Source organism: Pseudomonas sp. NPDC089406 (assembly GCF_044900265.1).
In the GTDB taxonomy this organism is placed as follows: domain Bacteria; phylum Pseudomonadota; class Gammaproteobacteria; order Pseudomonadales; family Pseudomonadaceae; genus Aquipseudomonas; species Aquipseudomonas fakonensis.
In genome coordinates this window covers 22307-36795 of the sequence record NZ_JBJDNC010000054.1, presented here as the reverse complement: position 1 = coordinate 36795, position 14489 = coordinate 22307, and the positions used below count along the sequence as shown (strand labels likewise).

Genomic DNA, 14489 nt, shown 5'->3' with positions numbered 1-14489 from the left:
TTCTGGTGGTGCGAGAACACCGCGCCCAGGCCCTTCATGTCGCTCTGCTGGATGGCCGGCAGGCAAAATGCCCGGGCGCGGCCCAGCCCCACATTAAGGTGGAACACCGCCAGCATGGTCTCGAAATCGTGGGTGCCCAGGCTGGGCATGGGGCTGAGCCAGGGCAGCACATACACCTTGAGCGCCGGCTTGCTTTTGAGCGCGGCGCGCAGGCATTGCCACAGGCTGCGCTTGCCGTCGAGCAGCACGTCATGGTTGACCTGCCAGCCGGTGATGAAGATCGACGCCTGCGCCTGGTCGATGGCCTCGGCAAGGTCCTGATAGTAGGCGTGGCCACTGGTGAAGAAACGCACCCGGTTGCCGCTGCGCACCGGGGCGAAGGTGTTGGCACCGCGAATGAAGAAGTCCGGGGCGCTGACCGCTTTCAGCGGCCGGCCGTCGGCGCTGATGATCTGGGTGACTTCCTTGTGGCGTACGCCGTTGTACGGGGGTGGGTTGCCAGACATGCTCAGGCCTCCCCGTCTTGCAATGTGCGGTACAACTCGCTGGCTGCGCATGGGTCCTGGTCGACACGCGCCTGGCAGGCCGCATCGGCCCGCGAGTGGCGCAGGCGGTCATGAAAGTCCAGCGCGCACAGTGCGAGATGTTGCTGGTCTGGACTTGCCGGTTCGTCATGCAGCAGCAACGGGATGCACTGCCCCGGATAACACAACCACAGGTTGGCACCGCTGGCAGCGGCCCCCAGGCGCAGGCGTTGCCCGGCATCCAGCTGCACCTGGCCGGCTTCGTCGCTCACGCCCTCGAGCAAGGGGGTGTCGTGCCCGTCCTGGAGGATCTGCCACGACGTGTCGGCGAGCGGGAAGCCGCTGTCGCCGGGCACATCGACCAGGCGAATCGCCAGCGAATAGGGTTGCGGCTCAGGCTGTGCGGTTTGCGGCGGCGGGCTGCCAGGGCTTGGCCCCGCGCGCCCGGGCCTTGCCAGGGGTACCTGCAACGGCAGCAGCGGGCTCAACAGCGCCACCCCGCTGCCCAGCCCCGGCGTGCCACCGCTGTTGCAGCTCACCTGTGACCCCGCCAGCAACACGCCTTGCCCATCGAGCCTGATAAAGCTGCCGCCGGCATTCACCGTGAGCTCCTGGGCGGCCTCGATAACCAGGTGCTGACCGGCCTTGATGTGGATTTGTTGCCCCGCCTCGAGCAAGCGGGCATTGCCCACTTTCAAGTGCTGGCTGTCACCGACCTGGAGGTGATCTCCTGCCTTGAGCTCAGTCTTGCGGTCGCCCAGGGTGGTGCGGTGCTCTTCGGCCTGGAACTGGCTGTAGCTGTTGGCTGTGACGCTGTCGTGGCGCTGCTTGCCGACATGTATCTTCTGGTCGCGGCCGATGTACTGGTCCCAATCCCGCTGGGCCTGTAGAAACACCTGCTCCTGCCCCGCCGTGTCGTCCACCCGCAGCTCGTTGAAGCCCCCGCCACCGGGGCTGCTGCGGGTTTTGAGCACGGTGCAGGCCTGCTGCGCGGGCAACGGGTAGGGCGTGGGGTGTTCGCCATGGTACAGGCAGCCAGTCACCACCGGCTGGTCGGGGTCGCCTTCAAGAAATTCGACCAGCACTTCCATGCCCACCCGCGGGATGGCCACACCGCCGATGCGCTCGCCGGCCCAGCTGGATGACACCCGTAGCCAGCAACTGCTGCTGTCGTCGCCCTGGCCTTCCCGGTCCCAGAAAAACTGCACCTTGACCCGGCCATGGGCGTCGCAATGGATCTCCTCGCCCGCAGGGCCTGTGACCACGGCGGTCTGGCAGCCGAGCACCCGGGGTTTGCGGTGGCGCAGCGGCGGGCGGTAGCAGGCATCCCAAGGGGCCGCGAAGAACGTGTTGCGATAGCCCGGCTGGCTGGTGCCTGCGGCACCGGCCTCCTCCAGCACCTGGTGCTGACTGCCTTCGTGGCGTACTTCGGTGAGCAGCCACAGATCGTTCCACTCGGGCCTGGGGTGCCGGGCCAGGGTCAGGAAATGGCCGCTGACCAGGCGGCTGTCGTCGCTGCCGCCCTGGGCCAGGCGGTAGTCGGCGCGATGGCGCTCCAGGGCGCGCTGGCTGAGCTGCCTGCCACGGGTACGGTCGGTGAAGCGGCCCGGGTAGTCGTAATCTTCGAGCAAGGGTTCAGAAGGTATCGCAGGCTGCAGGCTGGCCCCGGCCTCCAGCAGCAGGCGCGGGTGCTGGAAGTCGTAATCGCGCCGCGCCACACGGTTTGGCCGGGCTTCCAGGCGCGTCTCGAAGCTGTCGATCACCGCTTCGTCAGCCACCATGGCGCTGTGCTGCACATAGGCAACCGGCGCAGCGAGCCTGGGGGAAACGGTCTGGTCGTCGCCAAACACCAGTTGATGGCCCTGGCGGCTGTGCTCAAAGTGATAGTGGATGCCCTCCTCCTCGCACAACCGCTGCAAGAAATGCAGGTCGCTCTCGCCGTACTGCACGCAATACTCACGCACCGGGCTGGCAGTACAAAGGGCGAAGCGAAAGGCATCAGCCGTGACACCATGGTCCGCCAGCAGCGCCTCGATGATCTGTGGCACGCTCTTGTGCTGAAAGATGCGCGGGTTACGGCGGTGAACCAGGTAGCTCAGGTGAGGTACCAGTACGATGCGGTAGTGGTGCAGGCGCTGGCCCGAATCGCCCTGTGCAGCCTGGTATACCTGGCCGTGGATACCATTACCCGCCTCGTCCAGCTGCAGGAATGCCTGCCTGTGCAGCAGCGCCTCCAGGTTGATATTGGCGCATTCGCTGACCAGCTCGACGATAAATCGGTAAGGCCGGCTGAGCGCCTCTTCCCCCTCGAACGACAGCACCTGCAGGTCCTTATCAAAACCTTCGATGGTGCAGCTGAAACGCCTTGGCTGGCCGGCAGGCAACATGGCTGGAACTCCCTGTTCGCTGAAAGCCACGAACCCTATCAGCGAAACCGGGGCAATTTTTCGCCGCCCGCCAACTAAAGAAACCTCCTACAAACGGCTCGGAAACAACCTGCAAAACCACCTCAGGATGTTTCAAACCACCCCGCGCACGTTCGATAACCGCCCACAATCCCCTTTTCACGATTTGACGAAACTAACCGGATAGTACAAAACTCGAGACATCCCAAAAACAACAAAGCGATACCCCGCCATGACACCCCGAATCCTCGTGCTCAACGGCCCGAACCTGAACCTGCTGGGCACCCGCGAACCGGCCCAGTACGGCCACGAAACCCTCGCCGACCTGGCCAGCCTGTGCGCCGACAGCGCCCGCGCGCTCAACCTCGAGCTGGAATTTCGCCAGACCAACCACGAAGGCGAGTTGATCGAGTGGATCCACGCCGCCCGTGGCCGCTGCCACGGCATCGTCATCAACCCCGCTGCCTGGACCCACACCTCGGTGGCCATCCGCGATGCGCTGGTGGCCGCCGAGCTGCCGGTGATCGAGGTGCACCTGTCCAACGTGCACAAGCGCGAGCCCTTCCGCCACCTGTCGTTCGTCTCCAGCATTGCCGTGGGGGTGATCTGCGGCCTGGGCAGCCAGGGCTACCGTATGGCGCTCAGTTGGTTCGGCGAGCACTTCAAGGAGCAGCAGGCATGAGCACCCCAGGCATCCTCGCCGGCCTGATCGGCCGCGGCATCCAGGCCTCGCGCACCCCGGCGCTGCACGAACACGAAGGCGACGCCCAGGGGCTGCGCTACCTGTACCGGTTGATCGACGCCGACCCGCTGGGCCTGGACGACAGCGCCCTGCCCCAGTTGCTGGACGCCGCGCAGCACACCGGCTTTACCGGGCTGAACATCACCTTCCCGTTCAAGCAGGCGATCTTGCCGCTGCTCGATGAGCTGTCGGACGAGGCCCGCGGCATCGGCGCGGTGAACACCGTGGTGCTGCGCGACGGCAAGCGGGTTGGCCACAACACCGACTGCCTGGGCTTTGCCGAAGGTTTCCGGCGCGGCCTGCCCGGGGTGAACAGAGGCCTGGTGGTGCAGCTGGGCGCGGGCGGTGCCGGCTCGGCAGTGGCCCATGCGCTGCTGGCTGAAGGGGTCGAGCGGCTGGTGCTGTTCGAGGTGGACGCGGCCCGTGGCCAGGCCCTGGTGGACAACCTGGCGCAGCGCTTCGGCCCCGGCCGGGCGGTGCTTGGCAGCAGCCTGGCCAATGCCGTGGCCGAAGCCGACGGGCTGGTCAACACCACCCCGGTGGGCATGGCCAAGCTGCCAGGCATGCCGCTGCCGGCCGAGCTGCTGCATGCCCGGCTGTGGGTGGCGGAGATCATCTACTTCCCGCTTGAGACCGAACTGCTGCGCCAGGCCCGGGCGCTGGGCTGTCGCACGCTGGATGGCGGCACCATGGCAGTGTTCCAGGCGGTGAAGGCGTTCGAGCTGTTCAGCGGCCGCCCGGCCAATGCCGCGCGCATGCAAGCACATTTCGCCAGTTTCGATTGAGCCACGCCCCGTGTAGGAGCCGGCTTGCCGGCGATAGGGCCGGCACAGGCGAATGCTGGCACCGGCTTCGCCGGTGTTCGCGGCTGAAGCCGCTCCCACAGAGTCTTCGTTAAGTCAACGAGTTGTGATGTGTTCCATAGGCGCCGTCTTGCCGGCGATGAGGCCTGGCCTGGGTAAACAGATCCAGATCTTTTGCCAGGGCTTATGGCCCTATCGCCGGCAAGCCGGCTCCTACAGGGTTGCGTAGCCTGCTCAGTTCAGCGCCCCGATGAAGTTGGCAAGCTCCGTAGTCCGCGGCGCGACAAACACCTCCCGCGGGTGCCCGGTCTCGTGCACCTTGCCCTGGTGCATGAACACCAGCTTGTCACCCACCTCGCGGGCAAAGCGCATCTCGTGGGTGACCATGATCAGCGTCATGCCCTCGCTGGCAAGCCCGCGCACCACTTGCAGCACCTCGTTGACCAGCTCCGGGTCCAGCGCCGAGGTGATCTCGTCGCACAACAGCACCTTGGGCGACATGGCCAGCGCACGGGCAATCGCCACCCGCTGCTGCTGGCCGCCAGACAACTGGTCGGGGTAGGCGTCGATCTTGTCGCCCAACCCCACCCGCGCCAGCATCTGAGCGGCCAACTGGCGCGCCTCGGCCTTGCCGGCCTTCTTCACCACTTGCGGCGCCAGCATCACGTTCTCGCCCACGGTCAGGTGCGGGAACAGGTTGAACTGCTGGAACACCATGCCCACCTTCTGGCGCAGTGCGCGCAGGTCGGCACGGGCGGCGTCGAGGTATTCGCCGTCTACCTCGATCACCCCGTCACTGATCGACTCCAGGCCGTTCAGGGTGCGCAGCAAGGTGCTCTTGCCCGAGCCGCTGCGGCCGATGATAGCCACCACCTCGCCCTCCTCGATGCTCAGGTCGACGCCCTTGAGTACATGGTTGTCGCCGTAATACTTGTGCAGCGCGGACACTCTAAGCAGGGGCATGCAGCCTCCTTTCCAGGTAACGGGCGCTCAGCGAGAGCGGGTAGCAAAGGATGAAATAACCCACGGCCACCAGGCCGTAGATCAAAAAGGGCTCGAAGGTGGCGTTGGCCAGCATGCCGCCGGTCTTGGTCAGCTCGGTGAAGCCGATGATCGAGGTCACCGCCGTGCCCTTGACCACCTGCACCGAAAAGCCCACGGTCGGTGCAATGGCGATGCGCAGGGCCTGGGGCAGGATCACGTGGCGCAGTTGCTCCAGCCGGCTCATGGCCAGGCTGCCAGAGGCCTCCCACTGCCCGCGCGGGATCGACTCCACGCAACCGCGCCATATTTCGGCGAGGAAGGCACTGCTGAACAGGGTCAGGGCAATGGCTGCGGCCATCCACGCCGACACGTCGAGGCCAAACAGCGCGATGCCGAAAAACACCATGAACAGCTGCATCAGCAGCGGCGTGCCCTGAAACAGCTCGATGTAGCCACGGGCAACGCCGCGCAGCAGCGCGCTGTCGCTGATGCGCGCCACCAGCAGCAACAGCCCGGCAAGGCTGCCGCAGATGAACGCCACCAGCGACAACAGCAAGGTCCACTGCAACCCCACCAGCAGGTTGCGCACGATATCCCACAGGGTGAAGTCCATTCAGCGTCTCCCCATCAGCAGGCGCTGCCCAAGCCAGGCCAGCAGCTGGCGCACCGCAATGGCCATCAGCAGGTATAAAAGCGTGGTCAGCAGGTAGGTTTCGAAGGCGCGAAAGTTACGGGACTGGATGAAGTTGGCGGCGAACGACAGCTCTTCGGTGGCGATCTGCGAACACACCGCCGACCCCAGCATGACGATCACAACCTGGCTCGACAGCGCCGGCCACACCTTGGCCAATGCCGGCTGCAGCACCACGTGGCGGAACGCCTCGAAGCGGCTCATGGCCAGCGCGGCTGCGGCCTCCAGCTGGCCCTTGGGCACCGCCTGAATGCCCGCGCGGATGATCTCGGTGGAGTACGCCCCCAGGTTGATCACCATGGCCAGCACCGCCGCCTGCCACTCGGTCAGGCGCACACCCAGGGCCGGCAGCCCGAAAAAGATGAAGAACAGCTGGACGATGAACGGGGTGTTGCGGATCAGCTCCACATACAGCCCGAACAGCGCATCGAACGGCCGCAGGCGCCAGGCACGGGTGACCGCGCCGAGCACGCCGATGGCGACCCCCAGCACGGTGCCGATCACCGTCAGTTGCACGGTGAACAGCGCGCCCTTGAGCAGCAGGTCACCCTGTGCCAGCACCGGGGCGAAGTCGAATTGATAGGCCATCGGTCAGGCTCTCAAAGGTCGGCCGGCAGCGGCTGCTTCAGCCATTTCTCGGCGTTGCGGTTGAGGCTGCCATCGGCCTTGGCGGCATCCAGGGTGGCGTTGACCTTTTCCAGCAGCGCCGGCTCCTGCTTGGCCAGGCCCACGTACACCGGCGAGTCCTTCAGCTTGACCTTCATCACCGGCACCTTGGCCGGGTTCTTTTCGGCGATGGCTGCCATCACCACGCTGCCGCTGGCGATCAGCTCGACCTGGCCGGACAGGTAGGCGGCGATGGTCGAGTTGTTGTCTTCGAAGCGCTTGATGATGGTGCCCTTCGGGGCGACGGCGGTCAGCTCCATGTCCTCGATGGCGCCGCGGGTGACGCTGATGGTCTTGCCGGCGATGGCGTCGATGCTGCTGATGGGCGCGTCGGCCGGGCCGAACACCGCCAGGTAGAACGGTGCATAGGGGCGCGAGAAGTCAATCACTGCAGCGCGCTCAGGGTTTTTGCCCAGGCTCGAGATCACCAGGTCGACCTTGCCGGTGGTCAGGAACGGGATGCGGTTGGTGCTGTTGACCGGGGTCAGCGCCAGCTTCACACCCAGGCGGTCGGCCAGCAGTTGCGCGGTGTCGATGTCCAGGCCGCGGGGTTTGAGGTCGGGGCCGACCGAACCGAACGGCGGGAAGTCCTGGGGCACGGCCACCTTGAGCACGCCACGGGCGGTGATGTCGGCCAATGCGTCGGCCTGGGCCGAAGGCAGCGCCAGGGCACCGCCGCAGAACAGGGTTGCCAGGAACAGGGTACGGAACGTTTTCATCGAAAGGCCTCGCGCAGCGATACGGGAAAGGGGCTGCGGTGCCAGTGCACGGGGCATGCCAGCCTGGGGCAAAAGCCCATATGGCGCTGCCCAGCGCGCTTTTTTGTGGTCGTACTGGTCTGAACAGTTGCGCCAACCTGCCCCGCTTTTGCGCAGGCCGCCGGGGCGCTGCGCCACAACGAAGCAAGGCTTGCCAGGCCGCCCGTATTCACCGTAAAAGGGTGCCCATCGCCCTCAGACCGGTCCGCCCAGCATGCTTGCCAGCCCCGCCCGCCCCGTCCCGGAAATCGCCCTGCAGGCAATCCGCAAACTGATCGAGGAAGACGGCTACCAGCCCGGTGACGCCCTGCCCTCGCAGCGCGACCTGGCCGAGCGCCTGGGGGTCAGCCGGGCGTCGCTGCGTGAGGCACTGTCGTCGCTCAGCGCCCTGGGGCTGGTGAGTGTGCAGCCAGGCAAGGGGGTGTTCGTGCAGTCACCGGCCCCGGCCAGCGCATTGTCCGGCGGCTTCGCCTGGCCCTATGCCGAGCAGGTGTCGGCGGCCGATACCTTCCAGTTGCGTTATGCGCTGGAAGGTTTTGGCGCCGGGCAAGCCGCGCTGGCACTGACAGCCGATGACCTGGACGAGCTGCAAGCCAACGTCGAGGCCATGGCCGTGGAGCTGCGCGCCGGCCGCTTCGAGGCGGCCTCCCGGCTGGACTTCGCCTTTCACCAGAAGCTGCTGCAAGCCAGTGGCAACCGCGCCATGCTGCAGGTGATCACCGCCAGCCAGGACATCTTCCTGGAGAGCCAGAAGCTGCCCTTCATCCGCCCCGAGCGGGCCATGGAAACCTGGCAGGAACACCGCAAGATCCTGCGCGCCCTCGCCCGCCGCTCCCAGGCTGGTGCGCAGCGGGCGATGCAGGAGCATATCCGCAATGCGGCAGCGCGCACCGGGGTGGTGTTTGCCGGCTGACATGCGCTGCATCCCCTGTAGGAGATCACCCAGCCCTTTGGGCTGCGCTGTCGCGCAGAGAACAGAATTCGTAAGCGCGCCACATACCCTGTGGGAGCGGGTTTACCGGAGTGCCGGACCACCGCGAAGCAAGCGACGCGGAGTCTGGCACCGGCTTCGCCGGTGTTCGCGGGTAAACCCGCTCCCACAGGCCCCTGCTAAATCAATGAGTTGTGTATTGTTCTATGAGAGCCGGCTTGCCGGCGATGGCGTCCTGGCAGGTGAACCCGTTTTCAGGCCCGGCCTCATCGCCGGCAAGCCGGCTCCTGCAGGGGCCACTTCAGGCTGCTACGTGGCTCAGGTCCAGCAGCAGAATCAACGCGGTCAAGGTCAATAGCGACCCCAAAGTGGACACCAGAATGGTCCGCGAAATCAGCCCCGCCTCGCGCTGGTAAAACTCCGCCAGCATGAACGGCCCGGTGCCGGTGGGCAGCGCCGCCAGCAGCACCGCGCTGGCCGCCCACATCGGCGGCAGCACGAACACCTTGAACGCCAGCACCCAGGTCACCAGCGGTTGGCCCACCAGTTTCACCAACACCAGTGGCCAGGCACTCTCGCTGCCCTTCTCCGCCTTCTGCCCAAGAAACAACCCCAAGGAAATCAACGCGCAGGGCGTGGTGGCCGCCGCCAGCAGGTCAAGAAAGCGCATCACCGGCTCCGCCAGCCCCAGCCCGCTCGCCGCCCAGGCCGCACCGGCCAGCGGCGACAGCACCAGCGGGTGCTTGCCCAACGCCTTGAGCACCACCAGCACGGCCTTGCCCAGCTGGGTTTCCTCCTGCAGGCCGATCTCGATCAGCACCAGCGAGATGGCGAACAGCACGCACACCACCAGCAGTGATGCGATCAGCGCCGGTTGCAGCCCCACATGGCCGAACAGCAGCGCGCACAGCGGAATGCCGATATAACCGGTGTTGGCGTAGCCGGCGCTGAGCCCGTCGATACTCGCCGCCACCAGCCCGTGCCCGCGGCGCAGGCGCCAGGCCACGATAGTGACGAACATCAGCAGCATCCCGGCGCTGAAGGCAACGATGAAGCCCGGGTGCCAGATTTCCTGCCAGGTGGTGGTGGCGGTGACCTTGAACAGCAGCGCCGGCAGGCACAGCCACACCACCATGGCGTTGATCTCTGAAGCGGCCTTTTCACCGAGCTTGTTGGTGCGCCGGCAGATGAAACCGACCAGAATCAGGGCGAAGATCGGCAGGATGACGCTGAGAATGGTCAACATAAGCCGGCATCACACCTTGATGTAGCGCACCACCGCCTCGCAGATCACCTGCTTGTGGCGCTGCCTGACCTGCTCGTCGGCCAGGTCGATCTGGAAGATGTCGCCGAAGGTATGGCGGTTGGACACCCGGTAGAAGCAGAACGAGCTCATCAGCATGTGCAGGTCGATCACCTCGATGCCGGGGCGGAACACGCCCTGCTCGACGCCACGGGCGAGGATCTTGGCCAGCGCTTCGAGCACCATGCTGCTCATTTCGCGAATCACCGGCGACTGCTTGACGTACTCGCCGTAGTGAATGTTCTCGGTGCAGACGATACGCACGAAATCGACGTTGTTGGCGTGGTGATCGAAGGTGAATTCCACCAGGCGCTGGATGGCCATTTCAGGTGCCAGCGACTCCAGGTCCAGGCTGTGCTCGGTCTTGCGAATATCACCGTACAGCTTGACCAGGCACTCGACGTACAGCTGCTCCTTGCTGCCGAAGTAGTAGTAGATCATCCGTTTGGAGGTGGCGGTGCGTTCGGCGATGGCATCCACCCGGGCACCGGCCAGGCCTTGCTGGACAAACTCGGTGATGGCGGCCTGGAGGATGTTCTCGCGGGTCTTCTCCGGGTTGTTCTTGCGCGCCTTGCGCACGCCCTCGGCTTCAGGCTGGACTACCGAATCACTCATACCGACTCACAGGCTCGTTATAGGAATCCGCATGATTATCCGTGAGCTGGGCGGTGCAGGGAAGCGCGCTGTTGGTCGGGTGGTCAGGTTTGGCCCATCAGGCCCATCGCGGGGCAAGCCCGCTCCCACGCAGCGAGGGTTGTGGCGTGGGAGCGGGCTTGCCCCGCGAAAGGGCCAATCACAACTTGCTCGAACGCCCCGCCCCGCTGCGCGCCTTGGCCATGGCCGCCAGGCGCACCGCCACGTTGGCGGCGCCGTAGCCTGCATACCCGCCCTTGCGCTGCAGGATCTCGAAGAAGAACCGCCCTTCAAACGGTTCGGTGTACACATGGAACAGCTCGCCCCCCTGAGCATCGCGGTCATACAACACGTTGTAATACGCCAGTTCGCTCAAGAACTCGTCGTCGAAATCAAAGCGCGCCGCCAGGTCGTCGTAGTAGTTCAGCGGGATCTCCAGCAGCGGCACCCCGGCCTCCTTGGCCCGCGCCACCTCATGGAAGATGTCCGCACAATCGAAGGCAATATGGTGCACGCCCGAACCACGATAACTGTTCAGTGCATGAGCAATAGCCGTGTTGCGGTTCTCGGAGATGTTCAGCGGCACGCGCAGGGTGCCGCAGTGGCTGCGCAGGGCGCGGCTCTTGACCAGGCCATAGGGGTCGGGCAGCACCACCTCGTCGTCGGCGGTGAAGTCGAACAGGCTCTTGTAGAACAGCACCCAGCTGTCCAGTGCCTCGGCCGGCAGCGCCAGGGCCATGTGGTCGATGCGCTGCAGGCCACCGCTGGCGGTGACTGCGCCGTCCAGGCGGAAGTCGGTGTCGTAGATGGTCTGGCCGCTGCCGTCGGGCTGCACCAGGTACAGCAGGCTGCCGTCCGGGGCGCGCACGGCCGGGATCTCCCGCTCGTTGGGGCCGACCAGGCCACGGAACGGCTGGCCGCGATAGGCCGTGGCGCGTTGCAGCGCCGCCTGGCCGTCCTTCACCCGCAGCGCCGTGGCGCACAGCGATGGGCCGTGGGCCTCGAAGAAGTTATGGGCGAACGAATACGGCTCGGCATTGAGCACGATGTTGATATCGCCCTGGCGCAACAGGCTTACCGCCTTGCTACGGTGCGCGCCAGCCTCGGCGAAGCCCAGGCGCTTGAGCCAGGAGCCCAGGCGCGCGCCAACGGCTTCGTCAACCGCGAACTCAAGAAACTCGACGCCGTCGTAACTGCTGGCCGGCGGCGGCGCGAACAACACGCCGGGCTGAACCTGGCGCGCCTCACGCTCCAGTTGCAGGCGGGTCTTCTCTTCCAGGTACAGCAGCGAGCGCAGGCCGTCGGCGGCGTTCTGCCGCGGTGGCGCTGCGCGAAAACCATCGTTGAAGATTTCCAGCGACAGCGGCCCACGGTAACCGGTGGCCAGAATAGGCGCGAGGAAGCCTGCCAGGTCCATCTCGCCCTGCCCCGGGAAGCAGCGGAAATGCCGGCTCCATTCCAGCACGTCCATGGCCAGGATCGGTGCGTCGGCCATCTGCACGAAGAAAATCTTCTCGCCGGGGATATCGCGGATCGCCGCCGGGTCGCCCTTGAGCGACAGGGTGTGGAAGCTGTCGAGGATCACCCCCAAGGCCGGGTGGTCAGCCTGGCGCACCAGGTTCCACACCTGCTGGTAGGTATTGACGTGGCGACCCCAGGCCAGGGCTTCGTAACCGATGCGCAGGCCGCGGTTGCCGGCGTGTTCGCCCAGCAGGCGCAGGTCGTCCACCAGCAGTTGTTCATCCCCCAGGGCATCGGGCTGCACGTTGCTGCACACCAGCACCAGGTCGGTGCCCAGCTCCTGCATCAGGTCGAACTTGCGCTCGGCGCGGTCGAGGTTCTTCTGCAGGCGGTCACGCCGGCAACCCTCGAAGTCGCGAAATGGCTGGAACAGGGTGATGGCAATGCCAAGGTCGGCGCACATCTGGCGGATCTCGCGGGGGCTGCCTGCGTAATACAGCAGGTCGTTCTCGAAGATCTCGACGCCGTCGAAGCCCGCGGCGGCGATGGCTTCGAGCTTCTCTGGCAGGGTGCCGCTGAGGGATACGGTGGCAATCGAACGCTGCATGGGGGGAGTTCCTTGTTATTGGAGGGCCCTATCGCCGGCAAGCCGGCTCCTACAGGGGGTGCGGTCTCGTGTAGGAGCCGGCTTGCCGGCGATGAGGCCCGCAAAACCGAACAACGCTTTCGAAACGTGGCACGATCGATTATTCGCAGGTAAAGTCGCACCCGCAATGCACTTTGTACGAAACGGTTAGTTTTTGTTCGATTACCGCACAAAACCCGTTTCGACGAATTGATTCACTCATCCCCGTGAACAACCATGATCACCAGACGCAGGGCCCACCACCCTTCTCGCTGCCACGCCGGTCGTTCGGCGGGTCCTGCGCCGCAAAGCCCAGTGTCACCACATAATAAGTTCAATAAAAACGGGTACCGACCTATGCACACCTTCCTCGCCCTGCGATCCGCATCGCCTCGTTCGTCTTCCGATCACAGCCTTGGTCTTGCTGCGCCACGCAGCCGTTGCGCACGCTGACCCCCGGCCCCTGACAAGAACAACGGAGACAACATGGCCCACTCAAGTTCCCAAGCCAAGAAAGCCACCGCCAGCGGATGGATCGGCTCTGCCCTCGAGTACTACGACTTCTTCATCTACGCCCAGGCTGCGGCACTGATCTTCCCGCAGATCTTCTTCCCCAACACCGACCCGAAAATGGCCATCATCGCCTCGCTGGCCACCTACGGCGTGGGTTACCTGGCGCGCCCGGTGGGTGCCTTTGTGCTCGGCCACTGGGGCGACACCCGCGGGCGCAAGAACGTGCTGCTGCTGTGCATGTTCCTGATGGGCCTGTCGACCATGGCCGTGGGCCTGCTGCCCACCTACCACGACATCGGCCTGCTGGCCCCGGCACTGCTGGTGGTGCTGCGCCTGATCCAGGGCTTTGCGGTGGCCGGTGAAATCTCCGGTGCCAGCTCGATGATCATGGAGCACGCCCCGTTCGGCCGGCGCGGCTACTACGCAAGCTTCACCCTGCAGGGCGTACAGGCCGGCCAGGTGATGGCTGCGGCGGTGTTCCTGCCCCTGGCTTACTTCATGCCCAGCGAGGCGTTCAACGAGTGGGGCTGGCGCATTCCGTTCCTGATGAGCGCAGTGGTGCTGATTGCCGGCTTCATCATCCGTAAAGAAGTGCACGAGACGCCGGCCTTCGTGCAGGAAGAAAAACAGGACAAAGTGGCCAAGTCGCCCATCGGCGAGGCCTTCCGCCACAGCGGCCGGCACATGGTGCTGGTGATGTTCATGGCCCTGATGAACGTGATCCCGGTGGTGGCGACCATCTTCGGCGCAGCCTACGCGGTGCAGCCGGCCTACGGCATCGGCTTCGACAAGAGCGTGTACCTGTGGATCCCGGTAGTCGGCAACATCGTCGCGGTGCTGGTGATCCCCTTCGTCGGCAACCTGTCGGACAAGATTGGCCGCCGCCCGACCATGATCGCCGGCTGCCTGGGCTCGGGCCTGCTGGCGTTCGTCTACCTGTACGCCATCAGCATCCAGAACGTACCGCTGGCCTTCGCCGCTTCGATCGTCATGTGGGGCATGGTCTACCAGGGCTACAACGCGGTGTTCCCAAGCTTCTACCCCGAGCTGTTCCAGACCCGCTACCGGGTGTCGGCCATGGCCATCGCGCAGAACATCGGCACCATGCTCACCGCCATGCTGCCGGCGCTGTTCGCCGCCGTGGCGCCACCGGGTTCGGACAACATCCCGTGGGTGGTCGGTAGCCTGGCGTTCCTGATTACCTGCGTGTGTGCCTTTGCCGCCTACCTGGCCCCTGAAACCCACCGCCTGGCCATGGAAGACCTGGGCAACCCGCAGGCCAAGCCCATGGAGCAGGAGGCCTACGAGGCCAGCCGCCGAGACAGCATGAAGGTTGTGACGCACTGAGTTTGAGCGTGTTGGGGGCCATCGTGGCCCCCTTTGCTTGATAGGTTGCCTGTTCTGGCCCTATCGCCGGCAAGCCGGCTCCTACAGGTGACTGCCCGGGCCT

At 65.3% G+C, this 14489-nt stretch carries 12 protein-coding genes and 1 pseudogene; 4 read left to right on the top strand and 9 right to left on the bottom strand.

Translation table 11 applies throughout. The annotated features are described in order from the left end of the window. Together ACI2KK_RS26035 and tssI are read right to left on the bottom strand one after the other, a co-directional pair. Nucleotides 1-506, bottom strand: a pseudogene (locus tag ACI2KK_RS26035) (phospholipase); the annotation flags it as partial. Between the two features lie 2 nt (nucleotides 507-508). Beyond that, nucleotides 509-2911 carry a type VI secretion system tip protein TssI/VgrG gene (tssI, locus tag ACI2KK_RS26030; RefSeq protein WP_404671219.1) on the bottom strand — a complete coding sequence of 801 codons (2403 nt, stop codon included), beginning with the start codon at nucleotides 2909-2911 and terminating at the stop codon, nucleotides 509-511. Between the two features lie 250 nt (nucleotides 2912-3161). Between tssI and aroQ the strand changes: the two genes are divergently transcribed. Beyond that, the gene (gene aroQ, locus ACI2KK_RS26025; protein WP_217838758.1) at nucleotides 3162-3611 is read left to right on the top strand and encodes a type II 3-dehydroquinate dehydratase; all 450 of its coding nucleotides are present in this window, start codon (nucleotides 3162-3164) and stop codon (nucleotides 3609-3611) included. Continuing rightward, the gene (locus ACI2KK_RS26020; protein WP_404671218.1) at nucleotides 3608-4456 is read left to right on the top strand and encodes a shikimate dehydrogenase; all 849 of its coding nucleotides are present in this window, start codon (nucleotides 3608-3610) and stop codon (nucleotides 4454-4456) included. The genes aroQ and ACI2KK_RS26020 overlap by 4 nt, the downstream gene beginning before the upstream one ends. 252 nt (nucleotides 4457-4708) lie before the next feature. Here ACI2KK_RS26020 and ACI2KK_RS26015 read toward each other — a convergent pair whose 3' ends face one another. The 4 genes from ACI2KK_RS26015 to ACI2KK_RS26000 are packed head-to-tail and all read right to left on the bottom strand — an operon-like array spanning nucleotide 4709 to nucleotide 7534. Next, a complete protein-coding gene (locus ACI2KK_RS26015; protein ID WP_404671217.1) occupies nucleotides 4709-5437 on the bottom strand; it encodes an amino acid ABC transporter ATP-binding protein in 729 nt (242 codons plus the stop codon). Beyond that, nucleotides 5424-6071: an amino acid ABC transporter permease gene (locus tag ACI2KK_RS26010; RefSeq protein WP_404671216.1), complete on the bottom strand. Its 648-nt coding sequence runs from the start codon at nucleotides 6069-6071 to the stop codon at nucleotides 5424-5426. The genes ACI2KK_RS26015 and ACI2KK_RS26010 overlap by 14 nt, the downstream gene beginning before the upstream one ends. Beyond that, the gene (locus tag ACI2KK_RS26005) at nucleotides 6072-6737 is read right to left on the bottom strand and encodes an amino acid ABC transporter permease (protein WP_404671215.1); all 666 of its coding nucleotides are present in this window, start codon (nucleotides 6735-6737) and stop codon (nucleotides 6072-6074) included. An 11-nt stretch (nucleotides 6738-6748) separates the two neighbouring features. Next, nucleotides 6749-7534 carry a transporter substrate-binding domain-containing protein gene (locus tag ACI2KK_RS26000; RefSeq protein ID WP_404671214.1) on the bottom strand — a complete coding sequence of 262 codons (786 nt, stop codon included), beginning with the start codon at nucleotides 7532-7534 and terminating at the stop codon, nucleotides 6749-6751. A 253-nt stretch (nucleotides 7535-7787) separates the two neighbouring features. On the opposite strand from ACI2KK_RS26000, the gene ACI2KK_RS25995 reads away from it, so the two are divergent. Further along, nucleotides 7788-8486, top strand: coding sequence for a FadR/GntR family transcriptional regulator (locus ACI2KK_RS25995; RefSeq protein ID WP_404671213.1), 699 nt, complete (start codon nucleotides 7788-7790; stop codon nucleotides 8484-8486). 319 nt (nucleotides 8487-8805) lie between these two features. Here the strand turns inward: ACI2KK_RS25995 and ACI2KK_RS25990 are convergent, their stop codons facing one another. The 3 genes from ACI2KK_RS25990 to quiC all read right to left on the bottom strand — a co-directional run bounded on the left by ACI2KK_RS25990 (nucleotide 8806) and on the right by quiC (nucleotide 12508). Further along, nucleotides 8806-9750 carry an AEC family transporter gene (locus tag ACI2KK_RS25990; RefSeq protein ID WP_404671212.1) on the bottom strand — a complete coding sequence of 315 codons (945 nt, stop codon included), beginning with the start codon at nucleotides 9748-9750 and terminating at the stop codon, nucleotides 8806-8808. 9 nt (nucleotides 9751-9759) lie between these two features. Beyond that, the gene (locus tag ACI2KK_RS25985; RefSeq protein ID WP_404671211.1) at nucleotides 9760-10422 is read right to left on the bottom strand and encodes a TetR/AcrR family transcriptional regulator; all 663 of its coding nucleotides are present in this window, start codon (nucleotides 10420-10422) and stop codon (nucleotides 9760-9762) included. A 178-nt stretch (nucleotides 10423-10600) separates the two neighbouring features. Further along, on the bottom strand, nucleotides 10601-12508 hold the full coding sequence (gene quiC / locus ACI2KK_RS25980; protein WP_404671210.1) for a 3-dehydroshikimate dehydratase QuiC: 1908 nt from the start codon (nucleotides 12506-12508) through the stop codon (nucleotides 10601-10603). Nucleotides 12509-13012: 504 nt separating this feature from the next. On the opposite strand from quiC, the gene ACI2KK_RS25975 reads away from it, so the two are divergent. Beyond that, nucleotides 13013-14386, top strand: a complete 1374-nt coding sequence (locus tag ACI2KK_RS25975) for an MFS transporter (protein ID WP_404671209.1) — start codon at nucleotides 13013-13015, stop codon at nucleotides 14384-14386. Nucleotides 14387-14489: the final 103 nt, after the last annotated feature.